At 68.3% G+C, this 23415-nt stretch carries 10 protein-coding genes; 6 read left to right on the top strand and 4 right to left on the bottom strand.

Translation table 11 applies throughout. The features are described from left to right. Window positions 1-215 precede the first annotated feature (215 nt). Window positions 216-350 carry a hypothetical protein gene (locus ACFV9H_RS00865; protein WP_385391499.1) on the bottom strand — a complete coding sequence of 45 codons (135 nt, stop codon included), beginning with the start codon at window positions 348-350 and terminating at the stop codon, window positions 216-218. A 697-nt stretch (window positions 351-1047) separates the two neighbouring features. Between ACFV9H_RS00865 and ACFV9H_RS00860 the strand changes: the two genes are divergently transcribed. The 6 genes from ACFV9H_RS00860 to ACFV9H_RS00835 all read left to right on the top strand — a co-directional run bounded on the left by ACFV9H_RS00860 (window position 1048) and on the right by ACFV9H_RS00835 (window position 8591). Next, window positions 1048-1488 (top strand): hypothetical protein, encoded by a 441-nt coding sequence (locus ACFV9H_RS00860; protein ID WP_385391497.1) that lies wholly within the window; start codon window positions 1048-1050, stop codon window positions 1486-1488. Between the two features lie 63 nt (window positions 1489-1551). Then, complete coding sequence (locus ACFV9H_RS00855; protein ID WP_385391495.1) at window positions 1552-2190, top strand: Crp/Fnr family transcriptional regulator; 639 nt, start codon at window positions 1552-1554, stop codon at window positions 2188-2190. 105 nt (window positions 2191-2295) lie between these two features. Then, on the top strand, window positions 2296-3099 hold the full coding sequence (locus ACFV9H_RS00850; RefSeq protein WP_385391494.1) for a hypothetical protein: 804 nt from the start codon (window positions 2296-2298) through the stop codon (window positions 3097-3099). A 270-nt stretch (window positions 3100-3369) separates the two neighbouring features. Continuing rightward, window positions 3370-5367 (top strand): hypothetical protein, encoded by a 1998-nt coding sequence (locus ACFV9H_RS00845; RefSeq protein WP_385391493.1) that lies wholly within the window; start codon window positions 3370-3372, stop codon window positions 5365-5367. After that, window positions 5364-6056 (top strand): hypothetical protein, encoded by a 693-nt coding sequence (locus ACFV9H_RS00840; protein WP_385391492.1) that lies wholly within the window; start codon window positions 5364-5366, stop codon window positions 6054-6056. Before ACFV9H_RS00845 ends, ACFV9H_RS00840 begins: the two co-directional genes overlap by 4 nt. 1089 nt (window positions 6057-7145) lie before the next feature. Next, window positions 7146-8591, top strand: a complete 1446-nt coding sequence (locus tag ACFV9H_RS00835; RefSeq protein WP_385391491.1) for a hypothetical protein — start codon at window positions 7146-7148, stop codon at window positions 8589-8591. 276 nt (window positions 8592-8867) lie between these two features. Here ACFV9H_RS00835 and ACFV9H_RS00830 read toward each other — a convergent pair whose 3' ends face one another. The 3 genes from ACFV9H_RS00830 to ACFV9H_RS00820 form a co-directional block, all read right to left on the bottom strand. Further along, window positions 8868-14876 carry a hypothetical protein gene (locus ACFV9H_RS00830; RefSeq protein ID WP_385391490.1) on the bottom strand — a complete coding sequence of 2003 codons (6009 nt, stop codon included), beginning with the start codon at window positions 14874-14876 and terminating at the stop codon, window positions 8868-8870. A gap of 86 nt (window positions 14877-14962) precedes the next feature. After that, entirely contained in the window at window positions 14963-17314 is a 2352-nt protein-coding gene (locus tag ACFV9H_RS00825; protein WP_385391488.1) for a hypothetical protein, read from the bottom strand. After that, window positions 17311-23004: a DEAD/DEAH box helicase gene (locus ACFV9H_RS00820; protein ID WP_385391487.1), complete on the bottom strand. Its 5694-nt coding sequence runs from the start codon at window positions 23002-23004 to the stop codon at window positions 17311-17313. Before ACFV9H_RS00820 ends, ACFV9H_RS00825 begins: the two co-directional genes overlap by 4 nt. Between the last annotated feature and the right edge of the window lie 411 nt (window positions 23005-23415).

Raw genomic sequence — 23415 nt, 5'->3', positions numbered from 1 at the left:
ACTCCGAAGGCGTAAGAACGCCTGCTGGCCATGGCTCACTCTCCCGGCAACAGGCTCCAAGGCAGCTGCGTGCCCATGTACGCCCTGTGCGCACCCCTGTCCCAGTGCATAGCTTGCGATGTTGGTCTGTCACACCCAGCGAGCCGTAAGGGGAATAGGTTGAAGCCAGCCGCTGACGTACTGAAGGAGCTCGTCCAGCCTTCCAACATCTCCGCTCATTCCAGCACCCGGCCGGTCCGCAGGTCGATGAGGCCGCAGCCGAGGACGACAAGGATCACGAGGAGAAGGAGCTCGCACTGGGGATACCTGAAGTACAGCCAGGCTCTGACCGGCAGCGCCGAGTCCTTCATGACGCTCTCGGCAGAGGGCCGGGAGACTGCTGACTGCTACAAGGCGATCCAGTCCGGGGAACTCTGCACCGGCTTCGCCCTGGCCCTCGCCCGACAGCTCCTGGGCCGCCGGTACCCAGAGCACTCGATCTCGGTCGTCCCCGCGGACACCGCGCTGCGGGCCGGCTGGGCCCTCACCAGCCGTGACTCCGGGCCGCGATTTGGCGCAAAAAACGGCCACAGCACCGGAGGTATCCCGCTGCGGCACTCGGAACTGACTTCCTCGTACTGTCGCGGCCGGCAAGCTGGCGGACAGACTCTCCGCCTCGTCCACGCGTGCATGGAATGCGTCTGCGAGCTATCCGCTACCGCTTCGCCTTGCTGCCCGGTGCCCGCCTCGCGTCCCGGAATCATCCCCCGCAACCCGTCGTGCTGACACTGGCCACCTCAACCCAGGTTGCTGAAAGGGTTTTGCGCCGCCGACAGATCGAAATAGTGACCCACGCAAGCTTTCGGGTCACATCCAGCGGGCTCCCGACTGTGATCGATCCATCACGGCTGGTACCACCTGGTGGGCAGCTCTGTGTCGGTCGCCCGCCCAGACTGCTGCTACAAGTCGCAAGCCAACGAACAGGAGAAGTCAGTGGAAGGATCCTGGCCGCAGAGTGTCCCGCTGTCCACCTCGACAACAACCGGTGCATCCCCCATCAGGACAAGCATGATGTTCGTCGAGGTGCAGCGTGCGGACACAAAAGCGACGGCACTGTGCGGAGTCACCGGTGGACTACTCGCGATCGTGGCGGGGACGGCGCTGTCCACACCGGTCTGCTCGACACGCTTGCTCAGCGCGGCTGCGGCACTGGTGGGCATGCTGTTCAGAGCAGCCCTGGTTTCGGCACTCATAGCCTTGCGTCCCGTCTTCCCGAAGGACGACGGGCTCGTGTGGCGTGAGGAGTTCGTCGGCGGAGGCAGTGGAAGTGGGCACGCGTCGCTGCCCGCTCCCCGTCCGACGAACAGCACAGCGGGACGAGAACGTGAAGCCACTCTGACGACCCTCGCACGCCGCAAGTTCCGGGCAATCAAGGTGGCTGTCGAACTCACCGTGGCCGCAATCAGTGTGGCCGGATCGGTCCTGTTGCTCGCCTTCCTAACGTCCTGAAACGCTCACCTTCTGCGGGATGGTCCCTACGTTTGGGGGGATATGTATCAGTCGCATAGGGCAGTGATCGGCGAAAGTCTGTGGTCGCAATTGCGTGGCCTCGCCCCCACGCGGGTGCGCCCGGCCCGCAGCGTCCTCCTGCGGCAGGGGGATCCCGGAACCCATGTGGTTCTACTGGCTTCGGTGTCGACCCTCGTGACGCTGACGGGGCCGAACGGGGAACGAGCCCTGCTCGCGGTTCGCGGCCCCGGTGAACTGCTCGGCGAGTTGGCTGTGCTGGATGCCCAGCCCCGCTTGGCTACCGTGATCGCTGCGGAATCCTGCCGCGTGCACCTCATTCCGGCCCCCGAATTCCTTTCCTTTGCCGAGAGCAACGGTCTGCTCAACCCGTTACTGCGCCATGCGATCGCGCGGGTCAGGGAGTCTGCGGCCGTCAGGCTCGAACTCGCCACCGCGTGTGTTCCCGTACGCCTGGCCGGGGCCCTGAGCCGGCTCGTGGATGCGGCTTCTACGCATCGACCGGCGGTCAGCGTCAAACTAACTCAGGAAGAGCTCTCACAGATGATCGGCGCTTCCCGCAACGCCGTCGGTTCGGCGATCAAGCCGTGGCGGGAAGAGGGCTGGCTGGAGACGGACCCGGGCGGCGGACTGCTGATCCACGACATCACATCGATCGAGGCCCACGCTCGCAGACCGATGTGACCGGCCGCACCCGGGTTGTGCCCAGTAGTGGGCACAACAGCGCGCCTGGGCCGATCAACATGGGGCACTCAACTCCTCCGTCGTGACCGAAAGGTCGGTGACAGCATGCCCCTTGCCCCGCCCACGTCCCTAGACGTCCCTCCGGAGCAGGCGCTCCTGGCCGTGGACATGCAGGGCTACACCCAGATCCCGGAAGCGAGGATGGCACCGGTCCGTTCGGACCTGGATGACGTCCTCACCAACGTGCTGGCCCACATCGGGTTGCAGGACGCACGAGACCTGCCCGGCGCATTCAAGGACACCGGTGACGGGGCCATCTTCGTCATGCCGGCCAAGGACATCGCACGGCTGGTCGACCCGCTGCTGGAACACCTGCACGCGGCGCTCGTCCGGTACGACCGCGAACGGCTCGCCAGCGCTCCAGCGATCCGGTTGCGTGCAGCCGTGCACGTCGGACCGCTGTCCCTGCCGGACCACCGTGGCGACGCCATCAACGAGGTGTGCCGACTGCTCGACAGCCAGGTCGTGCGCACGGGCTTGACCGTGGCCCGGGAACACCGGAGCGGCTTTCTGGCCGCCGTCGTCTCGGAGGCGGCCTTCCGCCGCACCGTCCGTGCGGGACGCACGCCGGACCTCGGCGAAGAACACTTCCTCCAGGCCACGGCAAGGGTGGAGGGGAAGGGGTTCGAGGAGCCGTGCTGGCTGTTCGTACCCCAGATGACACCGCGAGCCCTTGCCCCGCTCATCAATCCGGAGCCGCCCGGAGGTGAGGGCGGAACAGATGCGCCGACGCCGTCGGCCGGCCCGAGTAACCCGCCCGGCGCCGTCTTCCAGTTCAACGGCGAAATGACCGACACCACCGTGATCAACGAGGTCGGGACGATGCGCATCGACCGGCGCCGGATCTGACCCTGCCCGTGCCCTCGTACCCGTGCCGCGTGGAAAGGAACCAGAAGGCGCATGTCCGATGATCACCCCCTTCTGCCGCCCCGGTCTCCTGACGAGTCCGAATCTCTGTTGAGGGGAGCTGACAGCATGGCTCCATGGTCGCCGGGCCCAAGCGGTATCGCTGCGGAAGGTACGGAGGTCGCCGACGGCGGCCGGTCGGACCCGGCAGCGTTCGCCGTGCCCCCCGTACCGGACGCCTGGCCAGCACCGATCACGGTGAATCGTCCGGAGTTGTTCGTCCATCACGCCGACAAGATCATTAACGAAACCCGCAAACAAGGGATCCTCGACGGCCCCACTCTTGCTCGTCACCGGATCAAGCAGGAGCCGATCGTCCGCGAAGGCCAGTGGGCCGAGACGTGGCGCCAGGCGCTGGATCCGGCGGGAGTACACCCGCGGAAGCACGTACTGATCATTGTCGCCCCGCGGTCGTACGGATCGACCACCCTGGCCCTACACCTCCTCGCCCGGCACACGGACGAGGACACCGACATCGTGAAACTGGACGCGGACTGGAAGGCGCCCAAAGTGGGCTGGCTTCCCGCCGAGGAGCGCCACGCCTATCAGGTCGACCTCAAGGACCCGGACCACGACCGGGTCTCGGCCGATTTCCTCACCATGCTCGAAGAGCATGCCGGGCTCCTGGAAAACCTGGGCTCCTACCTCGTCTTGAACCTGGCTGAGGACCTCTGGGCTGATCACTACGTCCCGGTCCACTCAGGCATTCACGTCGTCCACCTCAACGAGCCGCCGCCGGCCCAGAGTGTCGTAGAGGCCCGGCTGAGGGCTCGCAAGGCCCCCGGCCTGATTGCCTACCTTCACTCCGTCGACAAGACCAAGGCCTCGCTGAGCCGTCTCGACGCCGTGGAAGCGGTCCGGACGGCGGACTCGATCGTGCTCGCGTGGCGGGAACACGAACGGCTGACCGGTTCCTCGTTCCCCATGGACGTCGCGTCATCGCAGTCCACGCTCGATGTCGGACTTGCCGAACGGATCACGTCGGCCCTGTCCGACTGGCGGGACAAGCTCGACATCCTGTTCGGAGAGACGGTCTCTGTGCATGGAGGCAAGGACACATCGCTGCCGCTGGAGGACCGCTGCCTTCTCCTGGCTCTTGCTGCGCGCCAATCCGCTCCGATGCCCGAGGTCGCCAGGGCCGCTCGGGACTTGCAGCACATCATCAGTGGCGACGCCACCAGCGGGAGCGGCTTCGCCTCGACGACAACGGCAGCATTCGCCGGCCGCGGTCTACGCCGCCGAGTCGTTGATGCCGGCGCCGAAGTTGGCAGCCACGACGAGGTCGTCTTCGACCAGCCCGGCTACAGCAGGGCAGTACTGACCTATGTCTGGGACAACTACGCGGTCATGCGCGAGCCCTTGCTGAAGTGGCTCGTGTCCGGAAACGGCAGCGAGGCGAACGCGCACGTCGTGGATGCCATGGCCGCTCTGACCTTGCGGCACGGTAACGTCGACCACCTCGTCCAACTCGGGTCCCAGAGCTACCCGGTGAAGAAGGAACTCCTCAGCGCCCTCTTGGTCCAAGCCGTCCAGGATGAGCACATCGGCCGCCAAGTGTGGAGCATTCTTTACAGTTGGGCATCGGTCAAGGAACGCGCGACCACCGTGGTGGCAGCTTGCCGACAGATCCTGGGCACCCCAGATGTCACTTCTTCTCAGGCCCGGATGGCCATGGTCCGGCTGCGACGAGCCGCCAACAGCGGGCACGAGCCGGCCTGGTCTGAGGCTCTCAAAGCTTTCGTGGAGCAGGCGCAGCACCCCGCAGGAGTGGCCCGGCTCACCACCGAGGTACGCGCGTGGCAGCAGACGGGCAAATCCCGCGGGGCCGGCACCGCGGCATTCCTGGCCCTGATGTCCGTACCAAGCACCACGACCCCGTGGCTCCTGTCCGATGAAGTCCCCACTGGGGTGGACGTAAAGCGGGCCCTGCAGGCACTTTTGGGAGAAGGTGCCACGGCGCCGGACGCCATCAACCGCCTCACCACATGGATCAGGCAGTCGGCAACCGACCCCGACACCTACGCCCGCGTCCGCGACGGGTTGCTCCCCGTCCTGCGCGGCCAGAAGATCTTCAAGGCTTCCGTGAACCTGATGCACGCGCTGGAGCACGTCGCTGTTGACGGAGAAACGAACGCGGCCAGCGACTTCTGGGAGCGCCTCGTAGACCCGCGCGTCCGCACGGTGATCCAGCTCAACAGGGATCTCTCATGAAGTGGTTCTGGCAGCGCCGGGCCCGCACGATCCACTGCACCCAACCACGGATGCTCCGCTGCTCGACCCCTGGTGTCTATTTCGAAGCCACGTTCACGATCGAGTGGCGCCCCGCGCTACGGGCCCGTCCCAATCTCGAAGACCTCGTTCTCAGCCGGACCCTAGCGCGGGCAGGCGAGGTCGCGCAGCTCTTCCCAGCCGTCGAGGTGCGCACCGCGCAGGACACGATCAACGCCGAACTCGGCGCCCCGGAACACACCCGCGTCACCGGGTACCAGTGTCTGGCTGCCCGTGTGGAACTGGCACTCACGGAGAGCGCGCGGGAGGACCTTGCTCAGCAGCAGGCGGACGAGGCACGGGTACGACGGCTGCGGTTCCTGCGCACGAACCTGTACGAGCAGCCCGACCTCTTCGTGCTCGACCGGATCGAGCGGCAGGGCGATTGGCCCGGCGCTGAACAGGTTGCCGAATGGCAGCGGCTGGCACGGTGGATGGTCGCGGCTGACGAATGGTGGCAGCCCATGCTCGACCAGTGGGAAAAGGTCGGCCAGGGCTTCAACGACATCGAGCTGCAGAACCGGGCCATGCTCGCGCTCTGCGATGCGCTCCAGAAGCTGAAGGGCGATGACGCGTCGGACGACCCATCGATCCCTTCCCTTGGAGCCGCGGAAGGGCGGCGCAAGGAATGAGCCTAACCCTGTGGCGGATCGTCCTGGACCCCGTCTCTTCCTGGCGTGCGCTTCGCCTGCGATGCGCAGCGAGCACCCACCTGTCATTCGATGCGACCTGGCGGCAGGCGCGGATGCTGGCTGCACCAGACGAAATGGTTTACCGACTGCACGGCCACCAGTTCCCCATCGAGGAAGAAGGAGGCCCTGCGCAACCGGACGGGAAGACCTGTCGCCTTCCGTGAGCGCTCGCTCCCGATAGCCACACGCGTGAGTTGAAGCGGACGGCCCCAATCCGGCCACATTGCTGCCGACGCCAGGACCCTTGAGATCAGGCTGCGGCGGAAGTGGCCCTCGCTTCCCTGAACGAAGGAGGGGAAGTTGCCTCCTCGCCGTGTGCACCCGGCGAGGCCCTCGCAGTGTGCCAACGGGCCTCTGCCGGCAGAGCTGCGGTGACCGCCAGCGGGCGTGCGCCGCGAGCAACCCAAGCGGCTGATGCTGACCGTTTGCTGACCAAAGCCCCGTCGCCACACCGCTGACCTGCGGAAACACCCAGATTTCAGATGTAGGACTTGAACATGGTACGAAGCATGTTGGACTCCTGTAAGACAGCTCCCTGCCAGCTTTCTGCAGGTCAAGGGCGTCCTGCACTCTACACCGGGAGGCGTCGGATCGGAGATCCTAAGGAAAATCGACTGCTCCTGACGAGAAGGCTCCTGGCCTGCGCTTCCGTGGGCACCAGGCTGTTGCGACGCTGCCGACCAGGCATCGCACCGGACAGCCGCTTCGGAACGGCGGGGGGCTGATGCTGAGTTTTCTGACGGTGGATCATTCAGATCAAAGGCTTCAGGCCGACCGCTTCCCCAGAGAGCACCTCAGACTTGCCCGTCGCGATCAAGCAACCGGTCACCGCAAGCCAGGCCGCACCTTCTGGATCCGGGCCGGTTGCCGTACTGCCATGCCGCAGTTCCACGAGAACTTCACTCGCCGCAGACGGTACTGACTCAGTCGCCCGGTCCCCGAACTGAACCCAGCTCAGCCCCGCGCGCGCCCGGCACCTGCCGGGACGGCGGGCGCTTGCAGCCACAGTGACATCGATAGAGTCCGCTCGTGACGTACATAGTGACCCTCACCTCGGCCCAGATGGCCAAGAACGAATCCGACTGGCTCATCACAGAGCGCTTTACGAAGGGGCTACCCACAGGGCTCGACACATCCGACAGCGGTACACGATTAGCGTTTCTGGTGTGCGACAACCGAACTTCTCCCACGAACAACAGCCGCAAGGAGTTCTCCGAACACGGCCGCTTCATCACCTGGGTCGGATCGGTTCAGCGCTTCAACACCGTGGGACCGGTAGACAGCAGCATCACCATCGAGCCCATGCGCAGGTGTCCTCGGCCGGTGCCTCTGGACGGTCCCGACGGGATCTTGGCCTCCCTTTCATTGACGCATCGATCCCACCTGGAGCAGGCTCTCGCGGGAAGTGCGGGACACTGGTGCAAGACAACCTGGCAGGCTCTTCAGGAAGCACTGCTGAGGCGTCACCCCGAGTTGGCCCCGTACATCGAGTGGCTGCTCGCGAATCTCAACCCGATCCGCTTCGATGTCGAGGACGCAGCGGACCGTGCGTGGCAGGAACAGAGAGACGCGGCTCAGTCCCTCACTCGGGTAACCGATTTCCCTCATTCTGCACTGTCGGCCTGGGGACGCCCCGCCTCACGGGACGCGCCGTACCTCGCTGGGCTCATCCCAGACCCTGTGGAGAACAGCCTCATCGACCACGACGTAAGAGCCGGCCTGGGCAGCGAGGGCCCGCTTTTCGATGACTGGCGAGGCGTCGGTGACCTGCGATGCGACATTCACGTGCTGGAAGACTCCACCGGACGTCGCCTCGAGGTCGTCAATGTCAATGCCACTCCGGTCGAGAGCCGACTGGGCACGGACATGATCTACTACCACCACCCCAGCCACAGCTTCGTCCTTGTCCAGTACAAACGGCTGAGCCCCCGAACCAAGAAATACCGGGTGAACAAGCAACTCCTCGACCAGATGGACCGCTTGGACCAGGTTGCAAAGCTCAGCTCCAAACCTGCACGCTCCCACGAGTGGCGCCTATCCCAGGACTCATGCTTTCTGAAGTTCACACACTGGCGGGAGTCAGCAGCACCTACCTCCGAGCTGGCCCACGGCATGTACATTCCCGTCTCGTACGCCCGCGTTCTCCTCAACGACGACTGCACGCTCGGAAGTAGGGGTGGGCGCATTTTCAGCTACGAAAGGGTGGGCCGCTACCTCGTGGGCTCGGAGTTCGCAGATTTGGTGAAGCTCGGCTTGGTCGGAACTGTGGGAACCAGCGTCGAGCAGCTGCGGAACTTCGGGCTGCAGCGTGCCCGCGAGGGGTACAGCGTCGTGTTGGGGTTCGAAACGAGCGAGGAGACGCCCCGTGCACGGGCGACACGCGCCCGCAGCCGCAGCACCAAGAAGAGACCGAAGGTGAACTCATACTCCCCACCTACCTCACAGCCGCCTTTGTTCGACGTTCCGGGTTCCTGATCCGCGGCGGATCAACAGCGGCCGCTCACGCTTCCGTTCCCCGAAGCGGCCGCACGGCACTCTCCTCCTGGCTATAGCGGCGGCCACGAACAACGCGGCAAGGCCCGCAACGTCACATTGCGCGGGCGGCGAGCTGCTGGCACTGAGCACCTCACGCCCGCCACCCCGCATCATGCACGATCCAAACTCTGGACATCAGCCCGACCAAAACAGAACAGCAGCACGCGTCCGCACAACCTAGGTGGGGCCAGGCACAGCCCCAGCCCCACCGGCTGATCAGACCTTGGTGTCGAGTACGCCCAGCGCTGCATGGAAGACCGGCTCGACACGCAGGCGTGATCCGTCCCGGTCCAACACCTGGAGCGCCTCCAGGCAGGTGACTGCCCAGCGCGCATCCTCGGAGGAGAGGCCTGCCATCTCGGCCGCGGTAACGAGGTAGGCGTCGTCGTGCCAGTCCGTGCCGAGCTGTTCGACGACCCCGTCGTAGACGGCCTTCAGGCGATCGCTCTCCAGCAGACCCACGGCCTCGACGAACTGTTCGGCGCCACGGATCTGCTGCAGCCACGACGTCAGGTCGCCCAGCACCCGGTCCTGGTCCGGCTCCCCCTTGCGCAACTGCAGGGACAAGTCCAGCAGGTAGGGCCAGCCACCGGTCGCCGCCGCGAGACGGGTCAGTCGCTCCTCCGTCTCGCACAGGCTGTAGCGCTGCGTCCAGTCCTTCATGCTGCGCATGTCGTGCCGCCGCAACACCACGACGCTGTCCTGGTCGGCGTCGGGGCCGGTGAGGAGGGCGGACCAGAACTCGAGTTGTGCCGCACCCGACACCAGGACCACGGACCTGGCGGCTTCGGCGGCCTCGGGCAAGACCGCCCTGGCCAGGTCGAGTGACTCCCGGCAGGACTTCTCACTGCCCAGCGACAGATCGCTGATGAGCAGTCGCCGCTCACCCACGCTGCCCGCGGCGAGTTCCCTGCGGAACGCCTTGGCGCTGCCGATCGGAGGCACCGCCCAGCCCGCCACCCTGCCGGTCACCTCTCGCAAGGTCCGCTCCACATCAGCGACACCGGTCGCCTGCGTACCGAGCACGACACGCACCTGGTTGTGGTCCTCCCGCAGCAAGTAGTCGATCTGGTTCACGGTCAGGGGGGCTGACCCACCGTCGTAGAGGTCCGGACGGCTCTCCAGGACAACCGTCTCCTCCAGCCGGGACTCCTTCTCCGCCCGTAGCAGCCGCGCCTCGATCTCCTGGGCCGTGCCGATCATGCGGAGCGCGTTGGGCCCTCGCAGATGCCAGCCCTGCCCGTCGTGGTTCGGCGCCAGGACGCCGAGCCCCACCATCTCCTGCAGGTAGGCGCGGAATCCCTCACTGTCCAGTTGCTCGAAGCCCCGGGGCCACCAGCCGGCGCATTCCTCCCGCAACTCCCGGTCGCTGAGCCGGGTTTCCAGGCCGTTGTCTCGGGCGTGCTGTGCGAGGACGTTCGCGATGACGTGGTATCGGTCGTCCAGGGCAAGGGTGTCCTTGAACGCCGCGGTGATGTCAGACCGCAACGATGCGTCCTGCTCCACCGCGTCCACATCGGTTTCGTCGATGGTGTAGGGCGGCGGACCCAGCGACGTGCGCGCCCGCCTGTCCTGCATGACCTGCACCATCCTGCTACCGAAGATCTGCAGCAGGAACGGCTGGTACGAACAGAAGCCGAGCACGCGGTTGACCAGGTCCACATCGGCGAACTCGAAGCCGAGCGCACGCATGGGATGCACGATGAGGTCGGCCGCGAATTGCGGGGCGAGCGGCCCCACGACCGTCGGGGTCTGCGCCAAGTGGCTAAACGGGCCGTTCCTGGCGAGCCGGGTGAAGCGCTGAACCGAGTGCAGGCCGGCGAAGACGACCTTGGCCCGGCCGCGCGAGTCCTCGCCCAGCCCGCGCAGTCGGCGGGTCTCCGTGCATTCGGGCACGTCCGCCTCGAAGAAGCGGTCGCACTCGTCGAGGAGGATGAGCAGCCGCCGGTCGGGGTCCTGGGTAAGCCAACGGTCGATGCCGTCGGTGACCCGCTGCCAGGACTCCTGCTGCGGGCCGCGGCGCCGCGGCTCCTCCAGGACGCCCTCCCTGATCAGCTCCTGGTCCAGCGTGGGCCAGATGGCCTCCGCGCCAAGGGCGGCACCCCGGCCGATCCCGATCTTGTCCAGGTTGAGGTAGAGCTTGCGGTACGCCCCGGGGCGCTGTTCCTCGAACCGGTCACCCGCGTCGGCGAGCAGGGCCGACTTGCCGAGGCCCCGGCCGCCGTAGAGGATCTGCGTCCCAGCCGGGTCGTGGATGCTCTTGCGCTCACGGTCCCGGCCGTAGAACATCTCCCGGCCGATCTGGCCGCGCTTCTCCTTGATGTACGGGTTCACCGCGGAGAACGGCAACAGCGTCTCGGTCGTGGCGTCCACCCGCCGGTTGCCGTGCGCGACGAGGTAGGCCAGCGCAGCGTCGTCGACGACCATGATCGGCTTGGTGTCCTGGGAGGCGGCGGCCAGTTCGATACGGGTCCTGCTGTCCAGCGTCCCGAAGTGGACGACGAGCAGACTGCTCTCGTCGGGGTCCTGGAGTGCGCGGCTGATGAGCAACTTCGCCGCGGGGCGACCCCAGATCAGCAGAGCACGCAGTTTACCGCCCCGGTCCTTGATCTGGGATCCGAAGGCCGGTGCCCAGGCGCGGCCGGTGACGTGTACGTCGGCCAGTTCGAAGAACCGGTAGTCCTTGCCGCGCGGCAGATCGTCCAGAGGCCGGGCCCGCCGCGCCTCGTATCCGAGCAGGGACAGAGCCGGCGTGAGGCTCTCTCGCGGGTTGATCTTGATGCGGTCCTTGGTCGTGGCGAGCGCGCTCCACAACTCCATTGCTGCGGCGGCACGTTCAGCCTCCTCTTCCGAAAGTCCCGTGTAGTCCAGCACCGCGTGGTCACCGTACCGGCCACGGGTCCGCACGGCAGTCATCAGCCCGGCGTCCACACCGCCGGGCAGGGCGTCCGGCACCGCAGGGAAAAATGCCTCCAGATGCGAGTCCTCGGACCTGATCTCCGGTACCGGATCGCCCAGTTCCAGGAAGTAGACGAGCTCGGCCGCGGTGGCCAGGCTGTCGGTGTCCAGATTGCGCCGGACTCGTTCGCGGTCCTCCGCGCTCACGTCCGTCAGTGCGTCCAGCCGGGCACGCAGCCGGTCGGCGGCCTCCTTGCGGTAGCGAGGAAGGAGCTCCTCGACCCGATCGAGGTTCCGACGGACAGAGGCCAGCTCATCCGGCCCGTCGTGCTCCAGGTGCTTGCTGGCGTCCGCCAGCAACTCCTGCAGGCTGACGTCCTGTTCGACCGTGAGTGCCTCATCCGCCTGGGAGCGGCGGAGCCGGGCGGCCAGTTCCCCCTGCTTTTCCGCGAGCGCCGATCGGCGCTCCCTCTCGGTCCCTGTGAGGTCTGCTCGGCGTTCCTCGGTGAGGGTCAGGGTGTGGGCCACCGGGAGCACGCCGAGGTCAGCGAGATCGGTGATCGTTCGGACCACGCCGAACTCGTCGCGAGCGAGCTGGTACGCGATGGCGTCGTCCCAGGTACGGTCCACGGCTCCCAGTAGCCGGTCCACGGTCGGCTTCTCACCGGGTTCGCCCGGCCGCGCCTTGTGGAGCTCGGCGTCCATGAACTGCTCGACGTCCGGCTCCGATCCCGTCTCGACCGGCCTGCTGTCGGCGTCGAGCCCGGCGAAGACCTCTGCGAACAGGCCCCGGGCCACGTAAGCGGTGGCTTTGGCCAGCACCGCGGAACTGCGTTCGGCCGAGGCGAGGTCGTCAGCGACCCGTTCGCGCAGGCCAAGGAGGGAGAGGCGCAGCGAGGCCACGGACTCGAACGCCCACACGTTCTCCTCCGCACGGCCGGCTTCGAGGTCGCGCTTGACCGCACGCCACTGCCGCACAGCCTCGCGCACACGTTCCAGGAAGTGGCGGACGTTGTTACGGCCCGATCCCTGGAGGCCACGGCCGCCCGGGCCGCGCAGGACGGAGTCCATCTCATCGATCGCCGCCTCGACCTGCATACGCCGGGCGAGGTTCTCCAGCAGCTCGTCCGCGCGCGTCGCGGCGTCCGGGGTCCCGGAGACGATCGCGGTCAGCACGCTGCCGAGCAGGCCCGTCGGAGTCAGCCAGCGCTGCACCATGGCACTGGCCCGTTGGAAGCGCAAGCGTGGCACTGTGAGCAGGGCCTGGCAGGCCTCCACAGCTGTGCGCAGCTCGCTCTCGGTGTGGGAGACATCGGCGACGACGGCGTGGGGCGGCGCGATGAGCAGTGCGCCCTGCAGGGCCCGCTCCGCCACCTTGGTGGCCACCTCATGCAAGGCGTCGGGCAGTTGGGGGGCGAGTGCCCGCAGCTGCGCGCCGACCACGGGCGCGCCCGTCACGAGCGCCGCGCGGACCAGGGTGGGCAGCAAGAGCAGGGACAACGCGTCGGTGTCGCTCTCCTTGCGGGCCTCCCACTCGTGCAGCGACTCCTCGATGACCTGAGCCGCGCCGCCGGTCCTGGTGCGCAGCAGTGTCGCAGCGGCGGCCAGGCGCAGGACCGCGGACTCCGCGTCCGGGCGGTCGGCGGCCTGCGACAGGTGGGCGGCGAGCCCGAAGCGCCTTTCGGCGATGAGCCGGGCGAGGACCGACTCGACGTCCTGCGTCCGGGTCCTGTCCGCGCTCCCCGTTTCGGTGTCGGGTGCCGCCGTGGTCGGGGTGAGGTCCGCGATGACCGGCCGGGGCAGTGCGGTCTGCGGTTCTCCACCGTCGGTCGTCCCGAACCCGACGGGTCCGGGCTCCTCCGTGCGGCGGACCTGCCGGTCCTGCGACGCCGACGCGCCGGTGTCGCCGTCCGTAGCGGTGGCGGCCTCCGGGAAGGCGGTGCGGTCCGGGGTCTCCTGCGCCTCGGCGGGACCGTCCGTCAGCCGGGCGGCCGTGTCGTCGTCGCCGGACCTGCCCTCCGTCACCGCAATCTGCGCGTACAGGACTGCTGCCACGGCGTACGGCGGATGAGCGACCGACAGCTGCTGCTGGAGTTCGATGACTTCCTGCTGCGCGCCTGACTGGTCCTTCATGCCGGCGAGGCGTACCAGCAGCGTGAGGAAGTGCGCGCCGGCTTCGTCCTGTTCGTCCCACTCATACTTCGCGAGCAGCGCGTCCGCACGCTGCCTGGCGTCCGCGAGCACGCCGGCCACGGCGCTGTCCGGGGAGCAACGGAGCGTCGTCACCGTGGCCACCGCGCGACGGGTCTCGGCGTTCCTCTCCTTCCGTTCGGCCCGCGCACGGAGCTCGTCGATCGCCGCGAGGATGTCGTCGAGGCGGTCGGCGACCCCGGCGACGCCGAGCGCGGAAAGCGCGGACCGCGCGCGGGCGAACGCCGGAGGGACCACCGCGAGCCGTGTCAGATCGGTGGCGGCGGGCGGGCACCCGTCCACCAGAGCGACGCGGAGTCGGTCGGCGGCTCCTCGCGCCTCCTCGACGACGCGCTGGAGCTCCTCCTCGACCGCGGCCAGCTCCTCCATGGAGTCCCGGTCGCCCGAGGGGCGCTGTCCCTGTTCCGCAGTTGGCTCAGCCGGCTTCGAAGGCTCGGTGTGGCCGGGCAGCCGGGGTCCCGGAACAGCCGTCACCAGCTGCGCTTCCTTGGTCACCGTGTCCTCGGGTGGCGCGGTGGGGTCCCCATGCAGGCCGGTCAGCTGGAAGCCGCTGGTCTCGTCGATCACCCGCTGGGCCGCCTCGAACACCGCGTCCCGGGCGGTCTCGTCCGCGTCCATGCCGAACCAGTCGTGGCCGGCGGCCCATATGAGCAGACGGGCGTCGTACGCCGATGCCTGGATGTGGGAGAACAGTGCCAGGCCGAGCAGGCGTGTCCCCCAGCGGTCAACGAGTCCGGGCGCGGTGCGGTCGGTCCCGAACTCGGCGACCACACGGTCGATGTCGTTCATGATCCGCTCGGTGAGGTGGAGCAGGGGGTACCTGCGGACGTGCGGCTCCACTCGCTGCAATCGCTTGAGCACCTGCTCGCTGAGTACTCGCCCGAAGCGCCGCGGCTCGACCTTGCGGAAGCCGAGGCCGTGCATGATGGCCTGTCGGTCCTTGGGCTCCAGGGAGTTCAGCGCGAGTTCCGTCTCGCCGACCGTGAGGCCGTCAAAGGTGGTGTCGAGCATCGCTCCGAGCCTGCCCAGCGCTGCGGCGAGTTCCCTGAGCAGGCCGACTGGTGTTCCCTGCGGGGAGAGCGGTGGTGTCGCAACCACGGTATAGCTGGCGGTCATTCAGTCCCGATCTCTTGTGTTCTCTTGGTGCGGATGCGGGGTGTGGTGTGTGGCGCGCGGTGGCGCGGGCGATCCGGCGCGGCTGCTCAGCGTCGGCGGAAGTGTGCGGTGACGAAGGTGTAGCCGCTCGGCAGTTCCCAGCCATCCGCCTTTCCGACATGGCGGCAGTGTTCGCGGTAGGCGGCGCGCTGTGCGTCGGTCGGTTCGGAGCCGGAGGGGAGCTTGCGCAGGAAGCCGTGGACGAAGTGCTCGACATGGCTGTCCTGCGGGGACGCAGCTGCACCCCAGCCCGCCGCCGCCCGTGGCACCACCACGGGGTTCGGCGCGTAGCCGATCAGGGCGATCAGCGGCTCGCCCTCGCGGGCCGGGTGGTGGGGCTCACCGTCCGTGCCACGGCTGCCGGTGGCCGGGTAGAGGTTCCGATCGGCAAGGAGGTCGTCCACTGCCTGCTCCAGCAGGGTGACCTGGTGCGGAGCCGGAGTGGTGTCGTAGACGCCCCGGGGAAGGGCGCTCCGGTCGAGCAGGGCGTGCCCGTCGAGCGTGAGCCGGCCCAGGCGTCGTACGGCACGCAGTACGAGGTGCCTCGTGTCCAGACTGCGGGAGGAGTCGCCATCCCGGCCGCTGCCCGGAGCTCCTTCCCGGATGAGGACCGCGGTGTCGTAGCGGTGTGCGACGAGCTGCCCGTCGATGTCGACGGGGTCCTCCAGCTCTACGGTGTGGAGCCTGAAGACGGTGCCACCGCGCGGCCACTGGAGGTACAGGCACAGGCCGGGGAAGAAGTCGATGGGCCATTGGACGTTCCGGAGCATGCCGGTCTCTTCGGTGAGGTCCAGTACAACCTCCTGCACCTCCTCGGACGCGTCGAGGTCTCCACCGGGATGGCTGATCTCCAGGCGTACGGGGAGGCGGTCCATCCCGAGGTACGCCAGCCCACCCCGGACCAGCCTGTTCAGCGGCAGCCTGTCCTCCATGAGGTGGGCGAGGCGCAGCGGTAGCTGCCAGCAGACCTCGCTGTCGTTGATCCGCGCGTAGTTCGGCTGACCGATCCGTTCGCCGTCCGCGAGCGGGGGGTCGGCGGGCTGCGCGTCGGTGTACCGCTCATCCTCCGGCTCCGGCTCCTCTTCCGGCTTCTCCTGCTGAACTCGCTGTGGGGGTATGGCGACGTTCCAGGGCGGCGCGGCCGGCTGCTGGGTGTCGTGCCACCCGCGTCCTGCCGGATGCAGCGGATCGCGCTCGCCAGCTTCCTCGGAGCCCGGGTGGTGGGACCGCCAGATGCCGCCGCTCTCGAAGTCGTCGTCCAGGGTGATCCGCACATCGGTCTCGGCGCGCAGGCCGTTGTCCGTATCGCCGCGGACGAAGTCCGCAACCGCCAGGTTCGCGCGACACACCGAGGCCGCGTACTCCACTCCGCTCAGCAGGGGTTCAGCACCGTCGACTCCGCGCAGCCAGGGGCCGATCGCCGTGTACACGGTGCGGGAGCCTGTCAGGCCGTGACGTCGCCGGGTGGCCGGGGCGGCGCTGCGTTCCAGGGAGCCGGCCAGGGCGCGAACATCGGCTCCGCCGAGCGGTCCGTCGTGGCGAAGCCCGGCCCCGATGCGGATACGGGTCAGCGCGTAGTGGCCCCAGCTGCGCAGGCTGTCGCTGGTTCGCAGGGCGTGCGCGATGGTGCCCCACAGCCCAATGAGGGCCTCTTCGAGCCGCTCATGTGCGCTGCTCCCAGCCAGGTGGGCGACGGACACGGGAACGAGGGGGCTCAGCAGTGCTTCACGCTGGTGCGTGAGCAGGTGGTGCACGAAGGCGGCCGAATCGTCGAGCCCGGCTTGCTGTGCTGAGTCGTACCGAGCGTCGACGACGAGGTGTCCGTCCTTGTTGAGCCACTTCTGGCGGGCCCGGAAGCGCCTCAGTTTCGCCTCACCGAGCTGGAGTGCCGGGCCGAAGGCCGTGAGGTCAGGGACCAACAGCTCCTGTCGCACGGGCCGCTGTGCGTCCGGGCGCTCCTGCGGACCCCGCACACCAGCCGGTGCCCCGGACACCCATGCTGGTACGTCGGCGCCCTCCGTGACGCCCGGGTGGCGGCCCTCCCTGTAGACGATCTCCGCGTACAGGGGGTCGGAGCCGGTTTCGATTCGGACGAGCGCTCCGACGGGCAGGGCCGGTACCTCGTCACCCAGCGTCAGGGAGGGGAAGGCGTCCAGGTCGAAGGGGCCGTTGCCGTACCCCTCGCTGCCGAGTTCGTAGCCGAAATAGGCCGCGTTGAAGGCGACCGCGGTGTGCACTGGGCACGCCCGGTCGGCGACCACCGCCTCCAGGTAGCGGCGCAGCCGCTCCAACTCTCCGACGGGCGTGCTCCGGTGTCCCTTGGCCATGGCGGGGGTAAGCACGGGCTCGCCGACGTACGGCTGCCATGGGTCCGCTCCGATGGTGATCACCGTGGTCATCGCCCGCCATCCTTCCGTTCCAGTCCGGCTGTCGGCCGGCGGGATTGCTGGTGCCGTGTCGCGCGGACGGCGCGCCAGAGGCCGTCCGGGGTCTCGACAGCGGCGCCGGCGTCGGCCAGCCGTGCGAGGCTCGCACCGACTGCCACATAGGGGAGGTCGGCCCTGCCGCCGAAGTGACGGCTCTCCCGTATCGCTTTCGGCAGGGGGATCATCTTTCGGCTCTTGGGGTTGTACGAGGATTCGTCGCCGCGCAGCGCGTGCCAGAGGCGGCGTGGGTGCGAGCCTTGCGACTGGAGCTGCAGCAGCCGGTGGACCTGAAGGTCTACCCGCTGGTTCCGTAGCGAGGTGTCGGTGTCGCCGCCCTCACGGGGACGCGGGCTGCAGAAGGCCTGGGCGATGGCGGGGCGCCGTTCCTCCACCGGCCACTGGCCTGTGTCCCAGCAGGCGGAGCAGCGGCAGCGGTCCGTGGTACAGCAGCCGTCGGGCAGATCGGCGACGCCGAAGTAGTCGGCGAAGACGCGTTGGGCGCAGACCGTGCTCGCGTTGAAGAAGTCCCGCAGCCTGGCCAGTTCCTCGGCGGCCCGGCGGCAGCGCCGGCCGAGCAGCGCGAGGAAGTTGTCCGGCAGGCAGCTGGTGCGGACGATCAATCCGGTGACGAGGCGGCGGCTGGGGGCAGCGGAGACGTCCAGGAGCCCCCTGTCGTGGAGGTCGGCCAGCAGCTCCCAGGTTGCAGCGGGTCCGTGGGCAACCGAACGGTAGCCGGTGCACCGGGCGGCTAGTTCCCGGTCGAGGAGCTGGACATCAACGTGGCCCGGGCTGTCCGAGGACAGAGCGATGTCGATGACGGTCTGCTCCAGCCGCGCGAGCCCGGCCGCCTCCTCCCCGTACTCTTCCGCGGTCGTGCACGGGCGTCCCGTACCGTGGCCCGCCGGCCTGAGGTCGCCGGGTCGTATCGCGCAGTACGGCGGGTGGTCGCCGAGGTCCTCGACGGCCCCGAGATCGGCAAGCGCGGTGAACGCCCGCATGATGCCGCCCTGGTAGCGCTCCTGCGTATGCCTGTCCTCGAGCTCCGCCTCGCTCAGCGCGCCGCTCGCGGCGTCCTCGGCCATGAGCACGTCGGCCAACCGCACCGGATCGAGTGTGCCGTCCCGCTGGGCGAGGACGAGGCCACCCATGCGCCGCAGGAGCGAGGGGGCCAGTTCCTGGCCCGTCATGAAGCGGACCATGCGCAGACCGCGGCTCGTCGCGAGGGCGAGACCGCTGTTGACGGGGCCGTCACCGGTCGTCCCGCTCCCCGCGCTATCGCGCCCGGCCCGTCCCAGCTGCTGGTAGAGCGCGGCCAGGTCGGTGGGTGGCGACGCGCACATCACGGTCCGTACGTCGGGCCTGTTGACCCCGAGTCCGAACGCCGACGTGGCGATCACGACGACCGGCACGAAGCCGTCGTCGCCCTCCCGGGGCGCCTCCCGGAACTCGGTCATGACGGCCGCCTTCTCCGCTTCCGTCAGCCGGCCGTGGTACCGCAGCACGCGTACGCCGGCGTCACCGACGTACTCGCGCAGGTGTGTGTAGAGGGTGTTGACCTCTTTGACGGTGAGGCAGTACAGGATGGCGTGACCCTCGAGCGCGTCGACGACGCGCTCGACCAGTCCGGCGATACCCCCCTGGCCAAGCCGGTCGAGGGAGCGGCGGAAAACGGCGAGTTCGGGCCGGATCGGGTTCTCGCGAACGGTCACGAGTCCGTCCACTACACCGGCGTGCTCCGCTTCGGCGGTCGCCCGGGGCGAGCCGGGCTCCGGCACACCGGCGGGCAGCCCGAACACTCCCTCGCGCAGCGCCTCGTGGACGGCGCTGTTGGCCGTGGCGGTCACCCCGGTGTCCGCCACCCCGTGATCCCGGCGCAGCTCGTCCAGGAACCGGCTGACCCGGCGCATGCTCGGCCGGAAGTCCTCCCACTGCGCCAGTGTGTGTGCCTCGTCGACGGCGATCCGGGTCAGCCGTCCTGCCGCCGCGGCCGCGCGCACGGTCTCCCTGAAGCGCCGCTGGCACAAGCGTTCCGGGCTGACATAGACGAGGCGGATGCCGTGGTCGGCGCGGCCGAGGAGCTGGTCCGACACCTCCGTCTTTCCGGCCCTGCTGCTGGACTCACGCAGTGGGGAGATCAGGGCGCGGACCGCGCCGCCGATGGATCGGTTGAGTTCAAGGGCCTGGTCGTGCATGAGGGCGACGAGCGGGCTGACGACCACCGTGACGCCGGGCAGGACTAGCGCGGGCAACTGGAAGGTGAAGCTCTTGCCGAAGCCGGTTGGCAGCAGTCCGAGGACGTTGCGGCCCTCGGCGACGGCGGTGATGACGGACTCCTGGGCCAGTTTCAGGTCCACGGGTTCGTCGGCGAGCCGCAGCAGGCCGCCGATGTGGGCGCAGCGGACCCTGACCTCCTCGGCGAGCGAGTTCTGTTCCCGCAGCTTCCGTGTCTCCTCGGTGGTCAGAGCGAGCTCGCGGATCCGGCGGGTGTGAGGCAGGAGGGTGTGCCGTTCGAGGGCTTCGTCCGTGCACAGTGCGGCGGCCCGATCGGCGTCCAGCAGTCGATGTGCCGCCATGAACCGCCAGATGCGGCGCCACCCTTCGGCCATGGTGGTGACGTTGCCGCCGCCCACGTCGCCGGTGTCCGGGTCGGGGCGCTCCAGTCCGCCGTCGAGACTGCCGAGGAAGGCACGCCGGTAGCCACGGCGCAGACTGCTCGCTCCGGCGAGTTTGCGGTCGCTGATGACGACGACGCCCCGGTGCCGATCGGAGCGGATGAGCCGGCCGACCGCCTGGCGGAGCTGGAGCGCGGCGAGCGGCAGGTAGTAGTGCTCGGTGGCGGCGCCCTCCGGATCTGGGTGGCCGGCGTGCTCGGCGCGTTCGGCGACCGCTGCTCGCCGGGCTTCCACGATCGGCGCGGCGAACGGCGCGAAAGGCAGTTTGTTGATCCAGACCAGGCGCAGCCGTTCGGCGTCGGAGACATCGACCCCCTGCCAGAGTCCCTTGGTGCCGACGAGGAAACCTCCCCCGTCCCTCCGATCGGTGAACGCCTGATAGGCCCGGCCGTTGCCAAGGGTGAGGGCCTCGACGACCGGAGTGCCCAGGGCACGGGAGCGCAGCTCTTCGGTGAGGTGGAAGCCGATGCCCGCGGCGGTCGAACGGGCGGTCGTGAGGATCAAGCCGCCGCCGTCGAACCCCCTCCCGTCGGCGCGTTCGCGTGTCATCTCAGCCGCGAAGCCGGCGACCTGGTGCGCGACGGTCCGCAGCGCACCCTCCTCCTGCTCCGCCCAGGAGGGGAAGTCTGAGAAGCTCACAACCTCGGCCTGGCCGCGCAGGTCGAACGGGGAAGGCAGGGCCAGTGCCGGAAGATCGTCCGGCAGTCCCAGCCGGGCTCGGATGAAGTCCCACTGTCCTGAGACCCGGAGGGTCGCCGAGACGTAGTGGACGCGGTCGAAGGACTCCAGGTAGCGCTGCCACTCCGGATCGGCGGGCAGGTCAATGGGGCTGGTGGCGACACGGAAGCGGTAGGAACGCAAGTCGACCCTGGGTTCCGCCAGTTCTTCAAGGTGGATCACGCGTGACGGGAGCGCCTCGTCCAGGGTGACGGCAGGGTCGAGGAAGTCGCGGATGTCGCTCGTGATCCGGTCGAGGGCCTCGGTCAGAGAGCCAATGTGTTCCGCGAGCGCGGTCAGGCGCTCATGGACCAGCGGATCGATCCCGACTGCATGCTGAGCAACGTACCGCTCCAGCGTGATGCGGCAGTTCGCGAGTGCCTTGGCGATGCTCTCGACTACCAGCGCGAGCCGCCGCGTGTTCCGGGTGCCGGAGGTGCCGGTGTACGGGCTGGCGAGCGTGGTCGCCCGGCTGCCGATCCGTACGCCCACACCCTTGGCCTGGGCATCGAAGGCCTGGGCGGCGAGCCGAGGAAGCCGTTCATCGTCAAGCAGGCGTTCGAGGTCGGCGATCGCCGCGCCGGCCTGGTCCCGCGCGGTGCCCGGCTGCGCGGCCGCGAGCCACGCGTAGTACTCCGGCAGCAACGCTTCCAGGTCTTGGTAGTCGGCGGTGACGGTCAGCGCGGAGGTGGCGGCGTTCTCCAGCTCGTGCGCCTCGTCGATCACCAGGAGCACGTCAGACCCAAGGGCGCGCAGGTCGTCCAGGTGGGAGAGGACGAGCGCATGGTTGGCGAGGATGAGGCGATGGCCGCCGATAGCCTCTCGGACGGTATCGGTGTGCACGTGCAGCGGGTTGCTCGTGGAGGGTCCGTAATCACCGTCGCGCTGGGACAACAACTCCAGCCACTGTGCCAGGCCCCGGCCCACGTACTCGATGAAGAAGGGCGGTAGGTCGACCGGGTCGACCGATCTCGCCGTCCATGTCTGCGGGGGCTCTTTCGCGGCGAGCAGGCGGAGTACGAGAAAGACGGCGAGTTCGCGGAAGCGACGCTGCCTGGAGAAATGAGCGCGGGGCTCGCTCCCGGAGGGGCGGGGGTGAGTGGCTTCGGCGAGGGTCTTCGTAAGAGCGGCCAGGGAGAGCCGGTTGGATTTTCCTTTGACCAGGTCAGCGGCGCCAAGGATGCCAGGCAGGGCCCGCTCCAAGTCCTTGATGTCCCTCGCCAGCTGGCTCTGCAGCTGTTTGGTGTACGTGGCGATAACAGCGGTACGGTTGTCGCCTCCGGCGAGCCAGTCCAGCGCAGAGGCGAGCACCGCATAGCTCTTGCCGGTGCCCGTGGGTGCTTCCAGCAGGCCGCTGACGCCGCGGTCGGTCCAGTCATGCAGTTTCATCGTCATGGTTTGCTGGGCGGGGCGAGGCTCGACGTGTGCGCCGTGCACGACCCGCGCGAGAGCGGTCGGATCGACCCGTCCGTCGATGCTCCGCAGGACGGCCGGTACGTTCACGACGCCCTTGCCCGGGACCACTCCGTCAGCGGTGCGGCGTGGCGCGTGCTGCGTGAACTCAGCACTCAGCAGGCGGGCCACGTGCGCATGCGCCCACACGAGCGGCTCGCGCTTGGTGGTGGACTCACCCTCAGCCAGTTCCCGCAACAACCGCCACGCGTCGGAGTCGGGGCAAACATCGGAGACTAGAGCACGCAGTTCGGCTGTGCGGAAGGCGAATTCGGAGGCCGCGCGTTCAAGGAGACGGACCAGCAGGACCGCATCACCGTCCGCGGTGTGGGCGCGCAACCCCGAGCGGGGCACACCGAGCTGGACCGCCATGTCCTGAAGTCGGTGGGACGCGGCCGTCGGCCAGATGGCGTGGGTGAGGTACAGGGCGTCGACAGTGCGTACGTCGGAGAGCGGATCCTTCACACCGGCCTGTTTCGCCGCTTCACTGACGACGGGAAAGTCCAGCGCCTCGCCGTTATAGGCGATTACGACGTCGGCACCCGACAGAAACTCGCCCAACTCCGTCCACGCCTGTTGTCGGGGCACTCCCTGGCCCAGTACAGCGTTGTGCACGCTGCTGTCACGCAACTCCTCACTGTCTCCAGGAAACCTGAGGAAGCGCTGCCAGCGGGGTGCCGCCGCGACCCATTCCCGGTCGGCGCCGAACCTGACGGCCGCCACCTCGTATACGTGTCGTTCCAGGTAGGGCGCGGTGGCCTTGGTCCGTACGACACTCTCAACGTCGAGCGCGACGGTCCGCAGCAGGGAAGTCTCGTCCAACGGCGAAGCGACAGCGGATTGTGTGCCTACCTCGGCCTGCTCCGGCGCAACCGGAGCCGGGAGTACCGGTTCCTGCGGAGCAGCGAGAAGGAGACGATCCCCCGAAGTGATCAGCAGACCTCCGCGGACCGCCTCGGCGATCAGCTTGACCACCCGCTGCTCTGGCAGCCTGCCGAACTGCCTCTTGGCCTCTACAACCAGGTCCCGCTCAGAAATTCCGGACGAGAATGCGCGGACCAGCTCTGCAACATTCCGCGATGCCGCAGAAACCGTCTGCCCGTCGGGCATACACACCCCCCTTGCACACGGCCCTGGCCCAGGCTCGACCGCGCCGTTCCCTGGACTCTCCCTCCTCTGGAGATCCAGGCCGTGACCTGCATCATAGGTCGACTCGGAAGGTTTTGGACCTTC

It is taken from the genome of Streptomyces sp. NPDC059874 (assembly GCF_042731135.1).
In the GTDB taxonomy this organism is placed as follows: Bacteria; Actinomycetota; Actinomycetes; order Streptomycetales; family Streptomycetaceae; genus Streptomyces.
This window is presented reverse-complemented; position numbering and strand designations above follow the sequence as displayed.

Bases quoted from the DNA above. Each gene is read 5' to 3' on its own strand.
- ACFV9H_RS00860 (WP_385391497.1), top strand. From the start codon at position 1,048: ATGATGTTCGTCGAGGTGCAGCGTGCGGACACAAAAGCGACGGCACTG.
- ACFV9H_RS00850 (WP_385391494.1), top strand. From the start codon at position 2,296: ATGCCCCTTGCCCCGCCCACGTCCCTAGACGTCCCTCCGGAGCAGGCG.
- ACFV9H_RS00840 (WP_385391492.1), top strand. From the start codon at position 5,364: ATGAAGTGGTTCTGGCAGCGCCGGGCCCGCACGATCCACTGCACCCAA.
- ACFV9H_RS00865 (WP_385391499.1), bottom strand. From the start codon at position 350: ATGAAGGACTCGGCGCTGCCGGTCAGAGCCTGGCTGTACTTCAGGTAT.
- ACFV9H_RS00830 (WP_385391490.1), bottom strand. From the start codon at position 14,876: ATGACCGCCAGCTATACCGTGGTTGCGACACCACCGCTCTCCCCGCAG.
- ACFV9H_RS00825 (WP_385391488.1), bottom strand. From the start codon at position 17,314: ATGACCACGGTGATCACCATCGGAGCGGACCCATGGCAGCCGTACGTC.